Annotated in this window: 14 protein-coding genes; 1 reads left to right on the plus strand and 13 read right to left on the minus strand. The window is 43.7% G+C overall.

All coding sequences use genetic code 11. The features are described from left to right. The 12 genes from NKMY2_RS11055 to NKMY2_RS09110 all read right to left on the minus strand — a co-directional run. On the minus strand, window positions 1-1,263 hold a 1,263-nt coding region (locus NKMY2_RS11055; RefSeq protein ID WP_052347726.1), incomplete at its 3' end, for a collagen-like protein. A gap of 542 nt (window positions 1,264-1,805) precedes the next feature. Then, window positions 1,806-3,707 carry an ice-binding family protein gene (locus tag NKMY2_RS10370; protein ID WP_052347728.1) on the minus strand — a complete coding sequence of 634 codons (1,902 nt, stop codon included), beginning with the start codon at window positions 3,705-3,707 and terminating at the stop codon, window positions 1,806-1,808. Window positions 3,708-3,761: 54 nt separating this feature from the next. Further along, window positions 3,762-4,892, minus strand: a complete 1,131-nt coding sequence (locus NKMY2_RS09070) for a right-handed parallel beta-helix repeat-containing protein (RefSeq protein ID WP_157832518.1) — start codon at window positions 4,890-4,892, stop codon at window positions 3,762-3,764. 221 nt (window positions 4,893-5,113) lie between these two features. After that, the gene (locus NKMY2_RS10375; protein ID WP_177316546.1) at window positions 5,114-6,829 is read right to left on the minus strand and encodes an ice-binding family protein; all 1,716 of its coding nucleotides are present in this window, start codon (window positions 6,827-6,829) and stop codon (window positions 5,114-5,116) included. Window positions 6,830-7,031: 202 nt separating this feature from the next. Then, window positions 7,032-7,289, minus strand: coding sequence for a type II toxin-antitoxin system RelE family toxin (locus NKMY2_RS09080; protein ID WP_042687468.1), 258 nt, complete (start codon window positions 7,287-7,289; stop codon window positions 7,032-7,034). Next, window positions 7,279-7,500, minus strand: a complete 222-nt coding sequence (locus tag NKMY2_RS09085; protein WP_238549822.1) for a DUF7557 family protein — start codon at window positions 7,498-7,500, stop codon at window positions 7,279-7,281. The genes NKMY2_RS09080 and NKMY2_RS09085 overlap by 11 nt, the downstream gene beginning before the upstream one ends. A 122-nt stretch (window positions 7,501-7,622) precedes the next feature. After that, entirely contained in the window at window positions 7,623-8,087 is a 465-nt protein-coding gene (locus NKMY2_RS09090) for a tetratricopeptide repeat protein (protein ID WP_042687470.1), read from the minus strand. A 121-nt stretch (window positions 8,088-8,208) separates the two neighbouring features. Next, window positions 8,209-8,421, minus strand: a complete 213-nt coding sequence (locus NKMY2_RS10570; RefSeq protein WP_076613424.1) for a type II toxin-antitoxin system HicA family toxin — start codon at window positions 8,419-8,421, stop codon at window positions 8,209-8,211. Beyond that, window positions 8,402-8,626 (minus strand): type II toxin-antitoxin system HicB family antitoxin, encoded by a 225-nt coding sequence (locus tag NKMY2_RS09095; RefSeq protein ID WP_052347734.1) that lies wholly within the window; start codon window positions 8,624-8,626, stop codon window positions 8,402-8,404. The genes NKMY2_RS10570 and NKMY2_RS09095 overlap by 20 nt, the downstream gene beginning before the upstream one ends. An 85-nt stretch (window positions 8,627-8,711) precedes the next feature. Then, on the minus strand, window positions 8,712-11,213 hold the full coding sequence (locus NKMY2_RS10380) for a S8 family peptidase (protein WP_157832519.1): 2,502 nt from the start codon (window positions 11,211-11,213) through the stop codon (window positions 8,712-8,714). A 344-nt stretch (window positions 11,214-11,557) separates the two neighbouring features. Next, on the minus strand, window positions 11,558-11,947 hold the full coding sequence (locus NKMY2_RS09105) for a HEPN domain-containing protein (protein ID WP_042687472.1): 390 nt from the start codon (window positions 11,945-11,947) through the stop codon (window positions 11,558-11,560). Next, a complete protein-coding gene (locus tag NKMY2_RS09110; RefSeq protein WP_157832520.1) occupies window positions 11,944-12,546 on the minus strand; it encodes a nucleotidyltransferase domain-containing protein in 603 nt (200 codons plus the stop codon). The genes NKMY2_RS09105 and NKMY2_RS09110 overlap by 4 nt, the downstream gene beginning before the upstream one ends. 190 nt (window positions 12,547-12,736) lie before the next feature. Between NKMY2_RS09110 and NKMY2_RS09115 the strand changes: the two genes are divergently transcribed. After that, a complete protein-coding gene (locus NKMY2_RS09115) occupies window positions 12,737-15,226 on the plus strand; it encodes a methionine synthase (protein WP_042687476.1) in 2,490 nt (829 codons plus the stop codon). On the opposite strand, the gene NKMY2_RS09120 is transcribed toward NKMY2_RS09115, so the two are convergent. Continuing rightward, window positions 15,196-17,172 carry a type IV secretory system conjugative DNA transfer family protein gene (locus NKMY2_RS09120; RefSeq protein ID WP_042687480.1) on the minus strand — a complete coding sequence of 659 codons (1,977 nt, stop codon included), beginning with the start codon at window positions 17,170-17,172 and terminating at the stop codon, window positions 15,196-15,198. The genes NKMY2_RS09115 and NKMY2_RS09120 overlap by 31 nt on opposite strands. Window positions 17,173-17,279: the final 107 nt, after the last annotated feature.

Here is a 17,279-nt window from a genome sequence, read left to right on the forward strand (position 1 = left end):
AATGCCTTGCGGACCTGTAGCTCCTGTTGGACCAGTAGCTCCTGTTAAGCCAGTTTCACCTTGAATGCCTTGAGGACCTGTAGCTCCTGTTGGACCAGTAGCTCCTGTTAAGCCAGTTTCACCTTGGATGCCTTGCGGACCTGGTGGACCTGGGGGACCTGGTGGACCTGTAGCTCCTGTAGCTCCCGTAGCACCTGTAGCACCAGTCAGACCTTGCGGACCAATAGGACCTGTAGATCCGGTTAAATTACCTTTTAGAACCCAAACTCCAAAAATTTTTAAATAAACATCACCATTTGAGGAATCGATATAGATATTACCATTTTTGCCAAGTTTTGGAGATGGAATCCCAATTCCAGTAAACACTTTTTCTTTATCTTTATCTTTATCGTCTCGATCTTGCCCGTTTCCATCGTTATGGTCTTGCCCGTTTCCATCGTTATGGTCTTGCCCGTTTCCATCGTCATGGTCTTGCCCGTTTCCATCGTCATCGCCTTGCCCGTTTCCATCGTCTTGCTCTTGCTTGTTTTTATCGTCTTCTGTTTTCTGGACTAATTCGTCTGCTATTTTCTGAGATGCATCGTTTGCTGCCTTTTTGATTTCAGCTGCTTTCTGAGCTGCATCACCGGCAGCTTTCTTGGCTGCATCGTCTGCTATTTTCCTGTCTGCATCAGATATTGTTTTCTGAGCTGCATCGTCTGCTTCCTTCTGGATATCAGCTGCATTCTTGGCCGCATCGTCTGCTATTTTCTGAGCCGCATCGTCTGCCGCTTTTTGGATTTCTGCTGCCTTCTTGGCCGCATCGTCTGCTATTTTCTGAGCTGCATCGTCTGCCGCTTTTTGGATTTCTGCTGCCTTCTTGGCCGCATCGTCTGCTATTTTCTGAGCAGATGTATCGTTTGCTGCCTTCTTGGCCGCATCGTTTACTATTTTCCTGGCCGCATCATCTATTGTTTTCTGAGCTGCGTCCTCTGCTGCCTTTTTGATACTAGCTGCCTTCTTGGCTGCGTCTTCTGCTGCCTTCTTGGCTGCGTCTTCTGCTGCCTTTTTGATACCAGCTGCATTCTTGGCTGCATCATCTGCTATTTTCTGAGCTGCATCGTCTGCCGCTTTTTGGATTTCTGCTGCCTTCTTGGCCGCATCGTCTGCTATTTTTTTGGCCGCATCGTCCTGTTCGGCTGCTGCTACGATTGGCAGTGGTGTCGGGATTATTCCCAGTAATAGAATACCAATTAAAATGAGTCCTAGAACTTTAGTGACCAATTAAAGGCCACCGCTATTTGTACTCAATTTGAGCAAGGTTGCTTCGCCCGAGTTGGCGTGTGAATTGGCAAGTGCAAAGTTGTCGACTGTAAGATCCAATGGACCAGTAGTTAGGATGGAGAAAAACAGGGTAAAAGATACTGCTACCGCTATAAAAAGCATGAAAGTTTTTTTCACATCTACTACTTTGTTGCGAATTCTATTAAGCCGCGCTGACGTTTGTGTTAGTTTCATTGACGAATCTGTCAATAGTATTAACTGATTTTTCGCATCGATGTCACAACATTTGGGAATTTGACGTCAGAACGACCTGCTTTGACCTTTAAAAGTCACCATCTTTTATTTTTTTGAATTCTTCGTGTTCCCATAGAAGACAGTCGATTTTAATTTGGACAGCAGGTTGCCATTATGGTTTTAGCCAATTTCGCCATCACTTTCCTAACTTCCTACTAGAATACAAAATGTGCCAATATTTGTTGTCTTATTGATTGGATTGCCAAATGGCATTATATGATCATCTTGGATCGCATGTTCATAAAAGATTAGGTTTGTGGTTTTGCCCATCCACGCTCAATGAGTTTTATTTTGGTTTCAGGTTTGACGCAAACAGGATTCTCATTGCTTGTCTTGATTACAAGATGAAGGTTTTCTTTGCACTGTATTTTATCAAGAGTGATTCCTGCCTTGAATTGTTTTAGGGGGGATTCAATAAGATCACCCGTGGAAACAGGAACTGCCTCTGCAGATATCACAGTAATGTCAATAGACTGATGATCTCCTACGAATCTGCCATCATTAATGTAATCAGGATCTGCCCACACATCAAGCTTGTATTTTCCTTCAGGAATGCCTTCCGGAATAACCATGCTTATGTTAAATCTATCAGAAGATGAAATAAAATCCGAGTGGAAGAAAGGACAGTCAATGTCTTGCGCCAGGACACTTTTTGGCTTGACAAAAAGATAGTGAGGTTTGGTGGCAGATTCTTTGCATATGCCGACATCAGGAGTAATCCAAGGAATGATGTTTCCAATTCCGTCTGTTATTCTGAAGGATAGTCGTATTATTTCGCCTACCACCACTTGTGATTTCGTGACATTCAAGTCAGAGATTAGCACCTTGTACGCGTCGTCGTTTGTGACATTTACTGCCAGCCCTGGAATTTCGAGCTCTGGTTCTGGTTCAGTGATTGATTCGACGACTTTGACGCCCGGGGTGAAGTAGTTTTGCCTTGCGTTTCTATGCTCGTCCCAAACATTTGTTGCCATAATGTTGAACTCAAGCGGCGTTCTGAATGTGTGATAAACAGTTACAATCAGGCAGTCATTTTTGAAAACGGCGTCTGCTCTACACGGTCCTTCTGACGTTTCTACCCTAACATCTTTCAAGGCATGTTCCGGATCTATGACGTTTACCGTGTTAATCTCATCCCATGATCTGTACAACTCGATCATAACCTTGCTATCGCCAAGTACTTGTCCCTTAGCTAAACCAAATATCAAATCAAAATGCCTCACTTCGTCTGGCGCGTCTTCCTCAAATATTTTGAAAACTGCCTTGTTGACAGCTCCGACTTCGGTTGTTCTCAATGTAAGTGGTGTTAAGAACGGCCCCACGTTTGATGAATGCCCGTTATATGAAAATCCCAGATCCACCCTGCGGAAGTTGTTGCTGTCCAGCCCCAATGTCGGTGGTATGCAGTCATCACAGTCGCTGCGGGATGTTACGTCTACTATGTCTAATGGAGGTGCAATTGTGACTAACGGGGCAGTAATCGTATCGAAAAACCCAGTTGTGGTGACTGCGCCATTTGACAGGATTCTTCCATCCATAACGACAGTGCTTCCCAGTGTAATAGCTGCATTACTCAGTATAATCCCCGCAAAAATACTGTCATCGCCAAGGGTCGTTCCGCCTGCAGGTACCCAGAACACGTTGTCAGCCTTTGCATTTCCTGCCAGTGAAACCTGTGAGAAGTCCAGTGCGTCGAGTGTGCCGCTTATTCTAAAGATGTAGGTTCCATCGCCGTCAAGAACGATCCCACTGTTTATGGAAGCTGCGCCAGTAATGCAATAGACCCCAGGTGCAAGCGGCGAGAGAGTGTCAAGTACGGTTGCCACGCCAAGCGTTGTCGTACAAGCTCCAGACTGGGAAGGATTGTTTGCAGATGCCAGCAGGCTGGCCTGCTTTGTCATTGCCGAAACATAGACGGGATTTGGAGATGCAAATGTGGTACCAGCGACAGTCGGAGGATTTGCAGGCGCTACGGTGTAGCCAAGATCACCATTAAGAACGGTTCCAGTTCCGGAGTTGGTGTACGTGTTTGCAAGAATTACAAAGTTGTCGACGCCCGTAAGGTCCAACGGGCCGGCAGCAGTAGTGGTTTGGATTGAGAAAAGCATGACAGAAAATGCGGCAGCTGCAAGAAAGTATAATTTTTTCATAGTCACCAGACATTTTTGTTGGGAATCTAATTAAGTTTTAGAGATTATCGGATACTAGTCCATTATCTTTTGTGTCTTTTCTTTCTCTTCCTTTACCTTGTTCTTTTCCCCTACGTCGCCATCAAAAGGAGTGTCAAAGCCACTTACCGTGTTCTTGGTAATAGAGTTATTATTCCCATAGTTACCAATTCCGATATCATAGTCAAACTGGTTGCAGTCGGCAATAGTTGCGCTATCAAAAACATTGTTTCCGGTTATTGTCAAATTGTCAGCATACGCGTAGATTCCAATGTCAGAATTTCCACCAATATGGTTTTTGCGAATTACAGAGTTATCTGCATCAAAGATAAGCACAGCTGTTGCCACTGTATCACTTGCGCCGCACCACTGATTTCCGTCAATTTTGTTGTTCTGGATAATTCCAGTTGCGCCAAACCCGATTTGAACCGAGTTTGCAGCTAATTGAGGAGTTGCGGTGGAGCCGACATCATTGTGGTGTATATCCACATTTACATCCCCGTTTGCGAGGATTCCGGTCTTTTGATAATTGGAAACTTTGTTATGGCCAATTTCTACAGACAGTGTGCCAGGATGAGTCCCATCAAATGGAGCGTTGCGCACCTCAATTGCGTTTCCTTCCTGACATCCGCTTGCAGCCTGATTTAGGCTGAGTATTGTATTGTGCATTATAGAGCCAGATGCGCCCTCAAACATGATACCTCGCAGTCTGTCGTTACCGGCATCACAGACATTGGCCAGGCCACTGGTTGCGATTTTGAGTCCAGTCACATGTGCAACTGTGCCTTGGTTTTTGACCACAGCGCCGACAAAATGTCCTCCCAGTGGATCAACTGCAGTTATTGTATGGCGTTTTCCATCAAGCGTAAATCCATTTGGAATCAGTATGGTTTTATCTGTAATACAGTCATTATTCAGTGTCATTACAGTTTTCTTTGTGGTGAATTGGCAGTCAGTATTATCATTGTTAGTACTATCATTTCTATCATTACCCTTTCGGTCATCATCATTTCTATCGTTGCCGTTTCTGTCATCATCATTTCTATCGTTGCCGTTTCTGTCATCACTGTCGTCTTTCTCAGCTGCAGTTACAATTGGCAGGGACATTGGAATTATTCCCAGCAATAAAACACCGATTAAGAGAGATGCTAGAAGTTTGGTGATCAATTAAGAGTCACCATAAACATTTGAATTATTTTCATAGACATCAGTTAGTTTGTCGGCAGTGTTAATAAGCCGCGCTGACGTTTGTGTTAGTTTCATGGACCGATCTGTCAGTACTGATTGAATTTGTACTGATTTACATAAAATCAGAATGACTCAACATTACGTATTTTGAAAAGACATAGTTTTCCAGTAAAACAAGATTTGTCCGATAGAATTTCTGATTACGGTATCATGACGATAGATTCGCATGCCAGACCAGTGTCAGTTCCCTGCCCGCCGTTACAAGAGTCATTTCCCAGTCCGCCGTTTAAGACATCAGAGCCAGCATTACCAAACAGCTGATCATCACCGTCATCGCCAAAAATCACATCGTTTTTCGCATTTCCAATTAGGGTGTCGTTGCCGTTTCCACCAGATATGGTGTCTGCCCCAAGACCGCCAGTCACAGTGTCGTTGCCGTCGTTGCCGTTTACGATGTCATTGCCGGATTGGCCATCCACCACATCGTCACCAAGATCACCGTTGAGCGTATCAGCGCCTGCGTTTCCATTAATCACGTCATTGTCCAATCCACCGTTAATCACGTCATCTCCGGCGTTGCCGTTTATGATGTCGTTGCCGTTTCCGCCGTTTATGATGTCGTTGCCGTTTCCGCCAGATATGGTGTCGTTTCCGTTTCCGCCGTTTATGGTGTCGTTTCCGTTTCCGCCGTTTATGGTGTTATTACCGCTTTCATCAATTATGCAGTCATTGCCTCCCCTACCTTGTATGCTGTCATTGCCGCCAAATCCCTGCATTAGATCCATCCCAGGAGTGCCAATTAGCACATCAGAGAATGGCCCCCCAAGGAACACGTTAGTTCCGTATGACGACAGCGGCAATCCGCAGAACAGCGGAGCGACTACGTTTATTGTTGCGTCTGCGCGCGCTTGCAAGTCAGATGGGTATGTTATGACATTTCCAAGCGGGTCAGTTCCACTGCCTATTGCCGCGTTTGTGAATGTTCCAGCTGTTGGGAATGTCTGCGTACACTCAAACTTCCATGCATCTCCAGGATCAAGTACGTTGTCTTGATCAGTATCTCCTGCGTTGAATCCGCCTGAGAGAATTGCCGTGACAGGCGAACACGAGTCGTCTGTGACGGAGACGTTTGTGAGCGGCCGGTTACCGTCGTTTGTTTCAGTGTATGTAAATGTCACTGATTGTCCTATGAAGACAATTATCGCACTGGCAGTCTTGCTAAGAAATATTGACGATATGCCAACTGGATCTGTGATTGGAGCTATAATGACATCAAACGGTCCTGTCGTGGTAACTGCCCCATTTGACAGGATTCTTCCGTTCATGACCACAGTGTTGCCCAAGGTAATGGATGCATCACTCAGTATGTTCCCTGCAAAAATACTGTCATCGCCAAGCGTTGTTCCTCCTGCAGGCACCCAGAATATGTTGTTGGCTTGTGCGCCTCCATTTAGTGCAACAGCTGAGCTTGCCGAAGTATCTAGTGCGCCAGTTATTCTAAAGAGGTAGATGCCATCGCCGTCAAGAATGACCCCGTTTGTTATTGAGACAGCGCCGTCAATGCAATAGACACCAGACGCAAGCGGCAACATGGTAGTCAGGTCTGTTGCGCCAGAAAGATTCGTCGTGCAATCTCCAGACTGCGCGGGATCGTTTGCAGACGCAAGCAGATTGGCCTGAATTGTCATCGCCGAAAGATAAGCAGGATCAGGGGACGCAAACGTATTGCCAGTGACAGTCGGAGGGTTTGAAGGCGCCACGGCATACCCGAGGTCCCCGTCAATTATTGTTCCTTCGCCCGAGTTGGTGTACGTGTTTGCAAGAACGGCAAAGTTGCCCACCCCTGTAACGTCCAACGGGTCCACGGCAGTAACAGTTCTGATTGAGAACAGCATGACGGAGAACATTATAGCCATTGCAAAAAATATGATAATTTTTTTGTTAATCAAAACCAATACAGTTCCTAACATCTAACGGGCTATAGGTTACGCTGACGTTTGTGTTAGTTTCATGGACTAATGTGTTAGTTTCATGGACTAATCTGTCAGTATCATAGTACGATGAGACGCATATTTGGAGCCAAGTTTTCAGTATTTCGGAAAAACTGCAGTCATGACATTAGATTTTAGAATTATCTGTACGCCTATGGCTTATCTCAACTACAAGAATTATCAGATTATTTCTTTGAATGCTCATCAAAATTCGATAATCGCCAACGCGCAGTTTGTAAAATTCAAGACCTGCAAGCTTTGACACGTATTGGAATGGGTTAGGGGCCACTTCACGTAGTTTTTTATCTATTCTTTTGGCAGTCGGTCTGTCAAGCTTTGCCAGCTGGTTTTTCGCAGTATCAGTTATGCGGATGCTATAGGCCAAGTTCTTTTTCTACTTGTTCGAGGGAATGTGTTCTGCCTTTTTCTATATCGTCAAGTGATTTTCTCAGGTTTTTTATTGTCTTAGTGTCTATTTCGTCATCCTGTGCTCTCATCAGTCTCTCTATCACATCATTGTATGTCTCCTTTGTGTGCAATTTGAGATTTTCGAGCTTTGTTCGGGTCTTGCCCTTTATTTTTATGGTGGTATTCACTGGTAAACTATGGTATACCATAGTATATAATAATTTGTAAGACATGATCATAACATCTATTGATTCAGGCATGTCTTGAGTTGGAATTGCTGGATTGAGGCTTTTGGGATCTGATTCTTGCATCAATCCACAATTATTGAGAATCCTGGCAAGTTTCGCACATAAAGAAAATCCTTGTCATTTTTTGCAAGATTTGCCATGTTTGGATTTATTTTGATTGCCCTCTCAAGGTATGACAGGGACTCATCGACGTTTCCCATCATGGACAGGTATGCCGCTTTGTTGTATAATGCACCAGCCATGAGCGGATCAACAGATAGCGCTTTTTCCAATAACGGGATGGCTTTTTCATACTGGTTCATATCAATGAGGGCGCCTGCCTTGTTGGAAAGGGCTATAGGATCATTTGGCGATATGACTAGCGCCTTGTCAAATTCCGAGATTGCCTCTGGGTATTTCCCATCGTCATAAAAGCGCGAGCCTGAGACTAGGAGTTTGACGAGTTCTTTCTTGTCGGCCGCTTTGTAGGCAGACTCGTCCTTTGCATATGCCACGTCTTTTTTAAAATTTGGGGACTTTGTTTTCAACGAGTTTTATTTTTATCAAATGGGATAAAAATCAGGCGGTAGATCTGTCCATAGATCAATAAGGATACGTTGTTGCACAGAAAAGTAATTGATGAAAAAATCCTAAAATCATCAGTGACAGTCACAGTTTCTTTACAAAGTTTGCTTCTGAGACTTTAGCTTCAAGTAGAATTTCTCGCAATGTTCCCATTGCGATTGGGGAATGTCGTGGTACTGAAATAAATTTTTCGCCATCGCTTAGAATGAGATGACTTCCCCGCTGTCGGACTATTTGGAAATTAAATTTGCCAAGAACTCTAACTACGTTTCGCCAGTCATTGTTTCGGAGGCTCAATTTTTATCTCGATGACAATTTTCTGGTCGTTTTTAGAAGACTCTCGTATTGCCTCCAGCATCAAATCAATTGCCTCTTTCATGTTTGTTTTCAATTCATCTAAGGTATTTCCCTCACTTATTGCCCCTGGAAGCTCAAGACATTTTCCGGTAAAACCTTCCGGTGTTTTAATTACCTTGACATTGAAAACTTGGACAGTCTCCATATCATACAATTCTTTTTTTTCTTATTTAAGCTTGTGAACGATGGTTCTCCTCATGCTACAAAGATATCAAGAATTAATTTGCAAGTCAGGACAGTTTTGAGATTTGTCCTGTGCCATCAACAAAATACGATCTTAAAACTTTGCTTTGCGGGGTCTTTATTGTTATCTGAGCTGGCTCTTTGTCTACATCATATAATGATTGATCAATTTCAAGCACGATTTTTGCAGTCGTGATATTTCCTTCGAGATCTGAGATTTGGGATATTAAAAGAAGCGACGACCCGTTTCCAGATGACATGAGCCTTCCTTTTCCAAATATTACATCAAACACGGAATCGCCAATTATCAGCTCCCCACCTGTTACCTTGAATTTTGCTATTGGTCCCTGCGTGAGGGATTCAAGAAAGATCTCTCCTGAAAACGACAATCCTGCCTTGTTTACAGCCTTTGCCGTACCGTCAAGAATAACATTAAACGACTGTGTTTGGTTCTCCAAAGTCTGACCGTAATACTTGCCTGCTTCAAGCTTTGAGAGAAGAGCCTGCACCCTTTGTTCGACATTTTCTTTTTTGTCGTTAAGCTCGTTGATAATAACTTCGGATTTTGCCTTTGCAAAGACTTCTCTTTCTTTTGGCTTTTCGCTGATATTTACTCCCAATAACGCGTTATCTCCAAGGCCTGCCACTTTTGAGGACAGTTTTAGTGCTGAAAGCTTTTCAATTTTCGCTGTAAAATTTTGACCTGACATCATCTCAGCTATTACAAGTCCGCGCTCGGCCATTTTTGGACCGAGTCCTTTTTCGCGCATTTTCTCGGCAATCTCAAGCCCACGCCCTTTGAATTTTTGGGCAACATCGGAATCTTCTTCCGGCTCGTCAACTGGTTTTTCTTCACTTACTTCCTCCTGGCCTGGTTCCTCCGGAATCGTCCCTGTTTCCTCTGCTGGCTGTTCCAGCAAAAGCATAGCGCCTGCATTGGCAAGCGGCTCTGCCATCCCGTCGGGATCATCGGAGAAATATCCGTCACTTCCCGATGCAGGAAATCCCATGTCGATTACGGCCTGCTTTACCATCCTTACTTCGTCGGTACTGTGTGGCTTTGGATTTTCTGAAAGATACAGTGCGGCAATGCCTGCAACATGAGGGGCTGCCATGCTCGTGCCACTTTGCACGCCGTATCCCCCGTTTGCCCAAGTTGAAAGAATGCAGGTGCCGGGAGCCGCAAGATCAATTTTTCTTCCATAATTTGAAAAGAATGCAAATGTGTCATCCTGATCGTCGAGGCAGCCTCTTGCTGCTTGTGAGCCTGGCTTGCCATCAAAATCAACCATTGCAGAAACAGTAATAACGTCTGGATGATTTGCAGGACTAAATGTCGACACGTCCTTTGCCTCATTTCCCGCTGCCGCAACATACACTATACCCTTGCTAACTGAGCGCGATATTGCGTCATCAAGTGCTTCACTTTTGCACTCACAGCCAAGACTTAGATTCACAACTTCGATCTCACCTGCATTTCCAGTAACATAATCTATTCCTGCGATAAGCCAAGACATCCGTCCAACACCATCGTCGCCGAGAACCTTTACTGACCAAATGGTAGCGCCGGGGGCCGTTCCAACTATACCCAAATCATTGTCAAGTGCTGCCGCAATTCCTGCAACGTGTGTTCCGTGACCCATACTATCGTTTCCACCCTTGACACACATCACAAACGTGCCATCATTTGTACAGTCCACACTTTTTGCAACATTGACATTAAGATCAGCATGAGCAAGATCTACTCCGGAATCTACAATTGCCACATCGACTGGTACGCGCTCGTCCATACCGTCAATTTTTGCAACGGATTTTTCTGCATCGATTCGATTTATGCCAGTCGGCAATGTTTGTTCAAATTTAAATAAAACTTGGTCCTTTTCGACAAACTTTACACGGGGATCCCGACTCAGCTTATCAATAACGTCAGACGGAATCTTTCCTGCAAGTCCGTTGAGCGCCTTGCTGTAAACAGATGCTGGGATCAAACCATGAGATCTTGCAACCTCTTGTGGCGATACGCCGTCTTGTAGAACAACAATGTATCTATCCTCTGTTGCGGCTGCAACTGGCAACAGTTCCTTTATGGTTGGAACCCGTTCTGTTTTTGGTTTTTGCGGGGATGCGTTTTGCCCTTCTGTTTTTTGTTCTCTTTGTGCACCAGATTGTGATTGCGCTTGAGAGGGCTTTACCTCTGATTGCGCTTGGGGCTTTGATTCTGATTGTGCTTGGGGCTTTGATTCTGATTGTGCTTGGGGCTTTGATTCTGATTGCGTCTGGGGCTTTTCTGATTGCATCTGGGGCTTTTCTGATTGCGTCTGGGGCTTTTCTGATTGCGTCTGGGGCTTTTCTGATTGCGCTTGAGAGGGCTTTGATTCGGCGTCTTTGGTTTCTGATTTTTGTGAGGCTTCTTTTGCCTTTTCTTGGGCCTGTTTTGCCGTATCAGACTGTGCGTATACGGTATCGACTAAGTGAAAATCTGAATTGAAAGTTAGTGGTGAAAACACGCCTGCCAAAAGCATTGTAGACAAGATAAGTGCCGTTCTCACTCTTGTCAATAGTAAAACTCGAATTTAAAAGGTACGCATGAAAGTATTTTTTCAAACCAAAAGAACCCGAGAGTTTGAATCCATACTTTTTTGATTCTAAAGGCCCGTCACACTAAACCCGCACTCACTGGAATGGGTCTAATGGACCAAGATACAGTTTTGGGACTTGGATCCTGCATTAATCCACAATTATTGAAAATCACGGCAAGTTTCGCACATAAAGAAAATCATTGTCATTTTTCTTTATTTTTATGGCGTCATTCATTGGCACAACATTAATGAAAGCACTAGATTACTGCGTCCAAAGTCAATGCAAAGAAGAGCGTTTTAAAAGATTATCAGGCCTATCCCGGCAGTTTTATCCTGACTTTGTCAAGTATTCGTTCTGCCACTTTTATCGAGTTTTCCGCCTCCTTTGGCTTCATCATGTCGGGTTGGTATTCGGAGGCATTTTTGAGGCGAATTAGTGACTTGTATTGCTTTTCAATGTCATCTTGCTCCTGTGGCGTAAGTATGGATTTGGTAAGCGATGGCGGATTTGCATGTTGTCCGGAGGAACGTTTTCCCAGAAAGTATGTAGTGAGGGCATCCAGTGCATTAATGGCACTATGAACCGCATTCATGACTGCAGCATCGTACGCTCCTTCTCTTAGTGCGATTTTTGAAACTTTAAGTGATTTCTCTGCCTTGGCAAGGTATCCGGCATATTTTCCCTTGTCAAGATCTCTTGTCATTTGCCAGGAACGATCCTCTTGCCAGATATCATGATATGATTGCCGATGATTGACTGCACAAGAGATCCCTTTTGCTTAGCCTTGAACTCTTTTTCCGTGAATATTATTGGGGACAGGTTTCCATTAAATCTGGTAGATATTGGCATTCCCGCCTCAGCTACCAGTGCAATGGCATGATCATGATCATTTGATATTATGAGTAGATCAATATCGCTATCTATTTTTTCTTCAGCGCTTGCCACGCTTCCAAAAATTGCAGCAGTTATGATTTTTTTTGTGTCAAGGTGTTTTCTTAAAGTCTGGATCAATTCACTGATGGTGTTTTTCTCTGCATTTACTATTGGCTCTATTATTTTGTTGAAAATGTAGCTTTTCTCATTTAGCTCCAAATGGTATGCTCTTCCTATTGGCTGAATGTTTATGATGCCAAGTTTTTCAAGATCATGAACCGTCAGGGCAGTCTCATTGATAGAAACGTGTGCCGTATTAGCGAGCCCCCGGACAGTGAAGACCTTGCCCCTATAGCGTATCATCGTTCTAAGCAAGGCAATGGCTACCTTGTTTCCAAGCACGTGTTCCAGATATACGTGTAGCAGCATTGGTCTCATAGTATGTTTGTCCTATATTTAAGACATATGTAATATATTTAAGACATAAAACTTGGCACATTAACTCTTTAGGCGCAGCATGAGCCAGAAGACAGATTATGGATTATTCCACAATCATCACGGCAACAGAACGTGACAAAACCAGTATATATTTAGAAAAACCCCATTCCAGTAGATACAATTGAAGATCCCAAGGATTAGTTCAGCATTAAAGGCAGTCGAGCTAAAGCAGACACCCGCGCCCCTGATAATAGGCGAGAGGCTAAACACCCAGGGCTCAAAGAGGGCAAAGCAGCTAGTCTTATCAGACGATTTTGACGGGCTAATCGACTTGGCAAGAGAGCAGGTCGAAGACGGGGCGCACTGCCTTGACGTGTGCGTTGCCACGACAGAGAGGGCAGACGAGCTGGAATTTATGAAAAAACTGGTAAAACGGCTGTCACTTGAGATTGACGCGCCGCTAGTCATTGACTCTACTGACCCAAGCGTGATAGAGTCAGCCATACAGCAGATACCTGGCAGGCCGATGATCAATTCTATCAACCTGGAAGGCGACGGCAGCAGGTTCCACAGGCTTGCGCCACTAATGGCAAAGTACGGGCTGCCTGCAGTCGCACTGTGCATCGGACCCAAGGGAATGGCAAAGACCCCGCAGGAAAAAGTGGAAACTGCAGAACTGCTATACCAGACTGGGAAAAAATACGGATTAAGAGAGGACCAGTTCGTATTTGACGTTCTGACATTTACGCTTGCAACAGGCGAGGCGGAATTTTTGGACGCTGGAAAAAACACGCTAGACGGAATCAGGCTGGTAAAGCAGAGGTTCCCAAACGCGTTCACAGTTTTAGGATTAAGCAACATCAGCTTTGGGCTATCACCTGCAGCTAGAAAGATTCTCAATTCAATATTTCTGTATCACGCGGTAAAGTCAGGCCTTGATGCGGCAATAGTCAACGCAAAGGAAATCATCCCGTATCCTGAAATTTCAGAAAAGGAGAAAACGCTAGTCGAGAATCTCATATTTAACAAGACGCAGAACGCCCTTGCAGACGTGATATCGCACTTTGAAAACTCGGGCAAGGTATCTAGCCTATCAAAAAAAGTCGAGGTCGACCCCACGTGGAGTGCGGCAAGACGCGCCAACTTTAGAATAGTAAACAGGCTAAAGGACGGAATAGAGCGAGACGTGGTCTTGGCCATAAAGGAAAAGATCCCGCAGGACATACCAGTTGAGGAGGTAAACGGAATACCTGTCCTCAGGGCAAAAAAAGAGACAACGCATGCTGCCGCGATACAGACCCTAAATGACGATCTATTACCTGCGATGAAGGAGGTAGGCGACAAGTTCGGCGCAGGCGAGCTTATCCTGCCATTTGTCCTCAAGTCAGCAGAGTGCATGAAGGCATCAGTTGTGGAACTTGAAAAATACCTCCTAAAAGAAGAGGGAACAAGCAAGGGAAAACTGGTCCTAGGAACGGTATACGGGGACGTGCACGACATTGGAAAAAACCTGGTCAAGACCATCTTTGAGAACAACGGCTATACGGTATACGACATGGGAAAGCAGGTGCCGCTCCAGAAATTTGTAGAAAAGATAAACGAGGTAAAGCCAGACGCCATAGGGCTGTCAGCATTGCTGGTCTCAACGTCAAAGCAGATGCAGTATTTTGTGGAATATGCAAGGCAGAACGAAATGAAAATTCCCGTCTTGTGCGGGGGCGCCGCCATCAATAGCAACTACATCAACAGAATAGCAAAGGAGGGCGGCATTTACCAGTCCGGCGTGTTTTTCTGCAGGACAATGTTTGACGGGCTAAAGACAATGGACAGGATTATTTCAGAAAAAGACGTTTTGATAAAAGAATGGAAGGAAAAAGTGGAAAAGTGGAAGGAGACCAAGGTGGAAAAGGCAGATCACTCGGATCTTCCCCACAGCGGAATAAGGCCAGTCACCCCTCCTGTCGCACCCATATTGGGAAGGCCGATCCGGCTAGGGCCGGGCGACATTGATTTGGAGCAGGTGTGGTCATACCTTTCCAAGAAATCCCTGTTTTCGCTGTCGTGGGGCCTTCGTGGAAACAGCATGAAGGACGCAGATGCAGAAGGCGAGAAAATCCTAGGGGAATGGAAGAAAAAGGTGGTTGCAGAAAAACTGTTCGAGCCAAAAATAGTGTACGGGTATTTTGCATGCCACAACAAAGACGGGAGGCTGGCAGTAGACTATCCAGGAGGCTGCGTAGAGTTTGACTTTCCGCGGTCTGCGCAGAGCAAGCATTTGTGTCTTAGCGACTACTTTGGGGAAAATGACGTCGTGGCATTTCAGGCAGTGACGGTAGGGCAGAGAACCCAGGACATAATCGACAAATGGAACAAGGACGACCATTACACCGATGCGTATTACCTGCACGGACTGGCAGTGGAGACAGCAGAAGCCCTGGCAGAAATGACACAAAAGAGAATCCAGGACGAGTTGGGGATAGGAAAAAGGGGCCTGCGGTACTCGTGGGGATATCCCAGCTGCCCAGATGTGTCCCAGCACCATTTGGTGTGGAAGATATTACAGCCTGAAGAATCAGGCATGACACTTACCGAGGCAGGGCAAATCATCCCGGAGCAGTCCACTGCGGCCATCGTGGTGCATCATCCAGATGCAGAATATTTTGTGTTGTGATGGGGGATGACGAACACTGTAACATTTTCAGCTTCACTGCCAAGTTTGTCTTTTATCTTCTGAATACTTTTACTTTTTGACCACACATGACATTCATCAAATCCCAAATCTTTCCATTTTGTCATGTTTAATCTAACTTGCTCAGGATGAGCCTTAGCATGCGATTTTGATTCAATTTCAACTGAGATTGTAATATCGTTTTCATAATCGTGAACTATGAGATCAGGTCGCATTTCATGTTCTTTGATATATTGATTAGCTAAAGAGATAAAGAATTTCTTTTCAAGATAATAATCATACACTTTATGTGTTATTTCGTTTATGTCTTCTGCAGTTCCAATGGATTCGAATGTTTCTGGAAAATAACATTTTCGGGCATTTTCAGAAAGAGCATACTCATGCATGAATATAGGACCAAATTTTTTTGACTTGGAGATTACAATTACATTGTCATTACTGAGTGCTCGAATAACTTCACTTGTTTTATCCCTGTGAATACTTTTCACACCTTCTACTATTTGTGCTAGATTTCCATTTCTATTACGCAAAAATAAAATAACATCCCATTCATCTTTAGTTCTAAATTCTGCATCGAGTTGACTCAGCCATGCGATTTTCTTGCTCGTTTTTGAATCAAACGTAGATTCAATAATCTCTTTTGAGCCATATTGATCTTTCATTTTTTGAATAAATTGATTTGTTTCAAATTCAGACAAAACTAGTGGTGGGGGAGGGAGTGCATGGAATTGAATTGGCATATTTTGTTGACATCCAAGAGGAGGTCGGATTTTTGCAGTAAAGATGAAATCAGGTTGTGTTGTTATTTGATCAGTAATTTCTTGTGAAAAACGAGGATCAATTATTCTAGATATGTTTCCAGCATCAGATCCAGACATTCTTCCATAAATCTGCGTAGACGTGTTACCCACTACTGTTTCAAGAATTTCTGGGCTTATCTGCGCTATATTCTGATGAGATAAAATCAAACCTAGATTATATGAACGAGATTGAGAAAGAATCGTCAATAAAATTGACATATCAGATATTTTTTGAAATTCATCCAGCGTTAAAATAACGAGACTTCGTTTGTCAGATTCAATTTTACTAGCTCGTTCTTGAATCATAAACCAAATTTTTATCACGATTGTCATTATTGCCAAACCACGTACATGTTTTGGTGTCTCAGTGTCAGATATTCTAAAAATTGTAATATTTCCAGGCTGTAATATTTTTTCAAAATCAACAGTTGTTTTCTTGACCCCAAATTTCTTTCTCAAATACTGTTCGGTAACAAACACCTCAAGCCTATTCAGAAGTGGAATCCATGCATCTTTTGGAAGTGATGAGATAGAGTCCAACGCAACTTCCATTTCAGGCCCAGTGACATTTTTGAAAATTTGTCTAATTTGTCCAAGCTCCGCAGGCCCATATTTTTGCAATTTTATAATCATATAATATAGATCTATGATCATCGGAGAATCAGTATTTGAGTACAGATAATGCAATAACAAACGCAAAATTCGTTCCATTTGGACATATGTTTGATGTTGTGAATACAGGTCTCGAAACATCTCTATTAGATGTCCAACCATTCGGCTCACGACATTATTACGTTGTGATTCATGGTACTTTGGAAGTTCAAGTAGGTTTACAGCGAAATCAATATGATTGATATCCAAATAGGTTACATTGTTGTTATCAAATGAGATTTTATCGCATTGACGCAAAAATAGCATTGCGTCTTCATCTTTAATGTCAATATAGATAGCGGAACTATGCAGAGTGTCAGTGTAATTTGCGCATTCCAGATGTTTGTACAAATTTCGGATCAAAGTGGATTTGCCACTACCGGAACCTCCAAGAAGATACAAATGTCGTGATAGGTCTTCGGGTGCGATTCCCACTATGTTTTCCTTCAACGAATTGGATAGGCTGCCAAACTCCATTTCGACTGATTTTGATATAGTATTTATTGTTCTTAAAGATCCGCTTTTAGTACTTTATTAACATCATACTAAATTACACGATTTTTTTGTGTATATCCAGATTATCA

The organism is Candidatus Nitrosotenuis chungbukensis (assembly GCF_000685395.1).
GTDB lineage: Archaea > Thermoproteota > Nitrososphaeria > Nitrososphaerales > Nitrosopumilaceae > Nitrosotenuis > Nitrosotenuis chungbukensis.

Bases quoted from the DNA above. Each gene is read 5' to 3' on its own strand.
- NKMY2_RS09095 (WP_052347734.1), bottom strand. From the start codon at position 8,626: ATGGAGACTGTCCAAGTTTTCAATGTCAAGGTAATTAAAACACCGGAA.
- NKMY2_RS09105 (WP_042687472.1), bottom strand. From the start codon at position 11,947: ATGACAAGAGATCTTGACAAGGGAAAATATGCCGGATACCTTGCCAAG.
- NKMY2_RS09120 (WP_042687480.1), bottom strand. From the start codon at position 17,172: ATGGAGTTTGGCAGCCTATCCAATTCGTTGAAGGAAAACATAGTGGGA.
- NKMY2_RS10370 (WP_052347728.1), bottom strand. From the start codon at position 3,707: ATGAAAAAATTATACTTTCTTGCAGCTGCCGCATTTTCTGTCATGCTT.
- NKMY2_RS09110 (WP_157832520.1), bottom strand. From the start codon at position 12,546: ATGCTGCTACACGTATATCTGGAACACGTGCTTGGAAACAAGGTAGCC.
- NKMY2_RS10375 (WP_177316546.1), bottom strand. From the start codon at position 6,829: ATGGCTATAATGTTCTCCGTCATGCTGTTCTCAATCAGAACTGTTACT.